At 38.5% G+C, this 5,663-nt stretch carries 3 protein-coding genes; 2 read left to right on the top strand and 1 reads right to left on the bottom strand.

Annotation, left to right across the window (positions count from 1 at the left end):
* Nucleotides 1-98 precede the first annotated feature (98 nt).
* Entirely contained in the window at nucleotides 99-791 is a 693-nt protein-coding gene (locus KO495_RS00745) for a TIGR01621 family pseudouridine synthase (RefSeq protein ID WP_215978484.1), read from the bottom strand.
* 78 nt (nucleotides 792-869) lie between these two features.
* Here KO495_RS00745 and KO495_RS00740 point away from each other — a divergent pair, with 78 nt between their 5' ends.
* Together KO495_RS00740 and gshA are read left to right on the top strand one after the other, a co-directional pair.
* Entirely contained in the window at nucleotides 870-3,761 is a 2,892-nt protein-coding gene (locus KO495_RS00740; protein WP_252738734.1) for a pitrilysin family protein, read from the top strand.
* A gap of 183 nt (nucleotides 3,762-3,944) precedes the next feature.
* The gene (gshA, locus tag KO495_RS00735; protein WP_215978482.1) at nucleotides 3,945-5,525 is read left to right on the top strand and encodes a glutamate--cysteine ligase; all 1,581 of its coding nucleotides are present in this window, start codon (nucleotides 3,945-3,947) and stop codon (nucleotides 5,523-5,525) included.
* Nucleotides 5,526-5,663: the final 138 nt, after the last annotated feature.

Below are 5,663 nucleotides of genomic sequence, written 5' to 3'. Positions count from 1 at the left end.
ATTCTGAAGAATAATTTTTTCTTATATTTCAATTTGTTAAATACTTCTTAAACCGAGTTCAGGTTAGTTAGGGCACATATATGCCACTACATGGTTATTTATAGTTTTGGCCAATTAAGTAGCCAAGGTTCATTTAATAAGGCTAACGCTTGAGTGGTAGAGTCAGCTAAAAATAACTCGCCAGTACTTGGCTTAGCCATAAAAGTATAAGGCGTATTAGCATAAGTAAATTTAAGGCAATAGGCATGTAAATAACCTCTATCGGCAACTGAATTGCTATTATAGAGAGGGTCACCAATTATTGGGGCGCCAATACTACTTAATGCCACTCGTAATTGATGAGTTTTCCCCGAGTGCGGTTTTAATAAATAAAGTCGCTGTTTATTCACAACACTGTAAGAGAAAAACTGAGTAATTGCTGGGTTTTCCATAGTGCGCATTAATTTGAACATTCCACGGCGGCTTTTCGCCATATCGCCTTTGATTAGCCCTTGTTTTTTGGTCGGTTTTTTATCGCTAATGGCAAGGTAATATTTTTCAATATCATGCTTAGCAAAAAGCTCTCCAAAACGTTGAGCGCTGTGTTGATTTTTTGCAAAAATAACAAGCCCTGAAGTCATTTTATCAAGGCGGTGCACAGGATAAAGTTCATTGTGACTATGCTGCTGTTGCAAATACGCTTTGACTTGAGAAAACAACCCAGCGCCAAGATCTCCTTCATCATGAAAATTAACGCCGATATCTTTATCAACCACAATAAAATCGGGCTGCTCTGAAATAATTTTAAACATATTAATAGGATGTTAAAAGGCTATGTTTGCTATGATAATTTAAATCTCACCTTTTTACTCTTTTTACAGGACACTATTTTGTCTAAATTTTCTCATTTTTCACTACCTAGTGGTACAGCGTTTAAAAAATTGTTTAACGTTACCGCTGTTGCTGCCAGTGTTGCCGTTATTGCCTCATGTACTAACTATCAACAGCCATCCGTTGAGCTACCACAGGGCGTTAGTTTAGTTGAGAGCGTTAAGGCGCAAGAAGGCGTTGTTAATATTCCTTTTAAGAAATATACCTTAGCGAATGGGTTAACGGTTATTCTTCATCAAGATAACTCCGATCCATTAGTGCATGTAGATGTTACTTATCATGTTGGCTCGGCGCGTGAGCAGTTAGGTAAGTCGGGTTTTGCTCACTTTTTTGAGCATATGATGTTTCAAGGCTCTAATAACGTGGCTGATGAGCAGCACTTTAAAGTGGTAACGCAAAGTGGTGGTAACTTAAACGGCACAACCAACTCAGATCGTACTAATTACTTTGAAACAGTACCTAAAAATCAGTTAGAAAAAATGTTGTGGTTAGAGTCTGACCGTATGGGTTTTTTACTTGAGGCTATTACCGCTGAAAAATTTGAAGTACAGCGAGCAACAGTAAAAAATGAACGAGGACAAAACGTTGATAACCGCCCTTATGGTCGTTTAAATGAAACCGTTAACCAAATGATATTTCCACGAGAACATCCATATTCTTGGCCGGTTATTGGTTATATGAGTGATTTAGATCGTGGTACCGTTACCGACTTAAAAGAGTTTTTCTCACGCTGGTACGGCCCTAATAATGCAGTATTAACTATCGGTGGTGATATTGACGAAGCTCAAACACTTGCCTGGGTTAACCAGTATTTTGGTGAACTTAAAGCAGGACCTGCAGTTGAACCATTAGCGAAAACGCCAGTGAGCTTAGCAGATAACCGTTATTACTCCTTTAGCGACAACGTATCATTACCACTGCTTTATATCAGTTTTCCAACGGTTTATGGTATGCATGATGATGAGCCTGCTCTTGATGTGCTTGCGAATATTCTAGGTGGCGGTCCAACCTCTCTACTTTATAAAAATTTAGTCAAATCAGGTGTTGCAGTGCAAGCAGGTACCAGTCACCCATGTCGAGAGTTGGTTTGCCAAATGAATTTTTACGCCTTGCCTAATCCTCAACAAGGTTTAGCATTAGCTAATATTGAGCAAGTGATTAACGACACGTTGGTTGAGTTTGAAACCCGTGGCGTTAACGATGACGATTTGTTAAAAACTAAAGTCAGTATTGAAACTGACACTATTTATGGTTTACAGAGTGTTTCGGGTAAAGTCTCTAACTTGGCGCATTACCAAACTATGCTCGATGATGCTAATTATACTGAACAGCAAGTGGCACGTTATAACCAAGTGACTAAAGCCGATGTCATGCGTGTTTTTAATCAATACATTAAAGGTAAAGGCGCTGCGGTTTTATCGATAGTGCCGCACGGACAAGAAGCGCTAGTGGCTAAAGCTGATAACTTTACCTTACCTGATGTCAGTAACCCGCCAGCCGTAGCAGAGTTAGACACGCCTATTATGAAAAATATTAGTGATTTTGACCGTAGCGTTATGCCAAGTGCGGGTGAAAATCCACAAGTGAAAGTTCCTGAGTTATGGCGTGAAAGTTTTGCGAATGGCATGGAGGTTATTGCCAGCGAAAATAATGAAACACCGACGGTAAGTTTATTATTAAGCCTTGAAGGCGGTCCATTATTAGACCCTATTGATAAAGCGGGCTTAGCGCAATTAACCGCAAGTTTGATGAATGAAGGTACTTTAGCACGTTCTAAAGAGGCACTCTCGAATGAGCTTGCTAAATTAGGCAGTGACATATCTTTTGGCGCATCAGGACGTAATACCTTTATTAGTGTCAGTAGTTTAGTAAAAAACCTAGATGCTACTTTGGTGCTATTACATGAAATGATGTTTAATCCACTGTTTGCACAAGCAGACTTTGACCGCGTTAAAAATCAAACCATTCAAGGATTAGAGCAAGGAAATAAAGATGCTCGTACCTTAGCCCGTAATGCTTTTAAACAAGTTACTTACGGTAAAGGTAATCGTGTTGGTTTAGCCGATAGCGGTACTATCACGACCGTAAATACCATTACCTTGGCTGATGTTAAGGGTTTTTATAAGCAATACTTCTCGCCAAGTAAATCAAGCTTAGTCGTCGTTGGCGATGTTAGTAGGGGGGATTTATTACCTAAACTTAAACGCCTTAAATCATGGCAAGGGCAAAGTTATACCATAAACACTGACTTTACCTTACCTGAAGTAACACCAAACAAGGTGTACTTTGTTGATTTACCTAATGCAAGTCAGTCGTCAATTAAGCTATCTCGCCGTGCTATGACCTATGATGCAACCTCAGAATACTTTAAAGCTAGCTTAATGAACTATCCACTTGGTCGTGCTTTTAATAGCCGTATTAATCTAAATTTACGTGAAGATAAAGGTTATACCTATGGTGCATCGAGTTATTTTTCTGGTGGTAAAACGCAAGGAAGCTTCAGCGCAGGCGCAAGTGTGAAAAAAGAGCACACTTATGATGCTATGGTTGAAATTGAAAATGAAATTAAAAACTATCAAGAAAAAGGGCTAACTGATGATGAAGTTACTTTTATGCGCCAAGCTATTTCACAAAGTGAAGCGTTAAGTTTTGAAACGCCTAGTCAAAAGAGTGGCTTTTTAAGACAGTTGCTGCAATTTAATTTACCCACTAATTATGGTGAGCAGCAAACTGAAATTATTCAAAATATTACGCTAGCACAATTAAATGCTATTGCGGCTGAAGAATTAGCTAAGCCGATGCAATGGATTGTGGTTGGGGACGGTCAAATAGTTAGACCACAACTTGAAAAATTAAATGTTGATGTTGTCGATTTAACATTAGCGCAATAATAAAGTTGTTCTGAACTATTGAAATCACAACGTTAACCCTCATTTAGTTGATATCTAATTGAGGGTTATCTTTTTCATAACGTAAATTACGTTAATATGTTTTAGTGCATATCTTTTGGTAGCCTTTTGCTGTTAACGTAGCAACTATAAATAACGTCTCAAGTTAATGAAACAGGAACGATTTTGACATTATCATTAAACGATTATATCGGTGCTTTTAGCCAACACGACAACTTATCTGCTTTAACAGGTATTGGTCGAGGCATAGAGCGAGAAGCATTACGAGTGTTGCCCGAGGGAAAACTCTCTACTCATGGTCATTATCACCAACTTGGCTCGGCACTCACTCATGAGCAGATCACCACTGATTATGCCGAATCATTATTAGAGTTTATTACGCCTGTTAGTCACTCACCAGAGCAAACTATTGCTCAGCTGCAAGATATTCAAAAGTTTACTTTCGAGAATATTGAAGGTGAATGGTTATGGCCGATGAGTATGCCTTGCTTTGTGAGCGATGCTGATGCCATTGAGCTGGCACAATATGGTAGTTCTAATATAGGAACGATGAAAACGGTTTATCGACAAGGCTTGAAAAACCGCTACGGCTCTATGATGCAAGTGATTGCTGGAATTCATTTTAACTTTTCTTTTTCACGTGATTTTTGGACGTTACAACAAAGCTTACATGAAAATACTCAGCCACTTGATGAGTTTATCTCAGAAGGTTATTTTTCAATTTTACGTAATTACAAACGCTTTTGCTGGTTAATACCTTATTTATACGGTAGTTCACCGGTAATATGTCGCTCATTCTTGCAAGGTAGAGAAACCTCGCTACCTTTTAAACAAACACCATTTGGCGCTTTGTATTTAGAGCATGCGACTTCTTTACGTATGAGTGATTTAGGCTATACCAGCAGCGAGCAATCATCATTAAAAATTTGTTATAACAATTTAGCTGACTATGTTGAGGCCGTGCAACAGGCGATTAAATTAAAATCAAATGATTTTGCCGAAATTGGCGTGAAGGTTGACGGTAAATATCAGCAACTTAACGACAACGTATTACAAATTGAAAATGAGCTATATGCTCCTATTCGTCCTAAGCGTGTTGCTAAGTCGGGTGAAAAACCTTCTCAAGCACTAGGCAAACGTGGTGTTGAATATATTGAAGTGCGTGCTCTTGATGTGAACCCTTTTGTTGAAACAGGGATCAGTATTGAGCAAGTTTACTTTTTAGATGTGTTTTTAACCTTTTGTGCCTTTGCTGGAGATCACGAGCTTGACTGTGAAAGCCAGCGTGTTAATGAAAAAAATATGCATGAGGTGGTATTGCGTGGTCGTGATCCCGCATTGTTACTCGCTGATATAAATACTGACGGCGTTGCTACAGAAAAGTCAGTAAAACAGTGGGGTAATGAATTATTTGAGCAAATGCAGCAAGTGGCAACTTTACTTGATAAGGCTTACCACAGCACAAAATACACTGAAGCGGTTACACGTGAGTGGGCCAAAATTACCGACAGTAATTTAACGCCATCAGCACAAATATTAGCGATAGTGCAAGAGCAAAAGCTAACAGATTATTCGTTAGCTCAAGCGAAAAAATATCAAGAGCAAGCAATACAGCGCGATTATCAGTTTTATTCACAAGAGCACTTTATTGAGAGTGCTAAGCAGTCGCACATAGAGAGACAAGCGATTGAAAATGAAGATACGCTTAATTTTGATGATTTTTTAGAGCATTATTTTAATAAATAATCTAAGGGAGTAATGACTAACACTGTCATTGCTTGGTTAATGCATATAAAGGCTAACCCAATGTACATTTTATGTATGGGGTTAGCTTTTTTTTATGCGTTTTTTCACTGTAATATTAATTAACCTGAGCTCGGCTTA

Source organism: Colwellia sp. D2M02, assembly GCF_018860755.1.
In the GTDB taxonomy this organism is placed as follows: Bacteria; Pseudomonadota; Gammaproteobacteria; order Enterobacterales; family Alteromonadaceae; genus Colwellia; species Colwellia asteriadis.
This window is presented reverse-complemented; position numbering and strand designations above follow the sequence as displayed.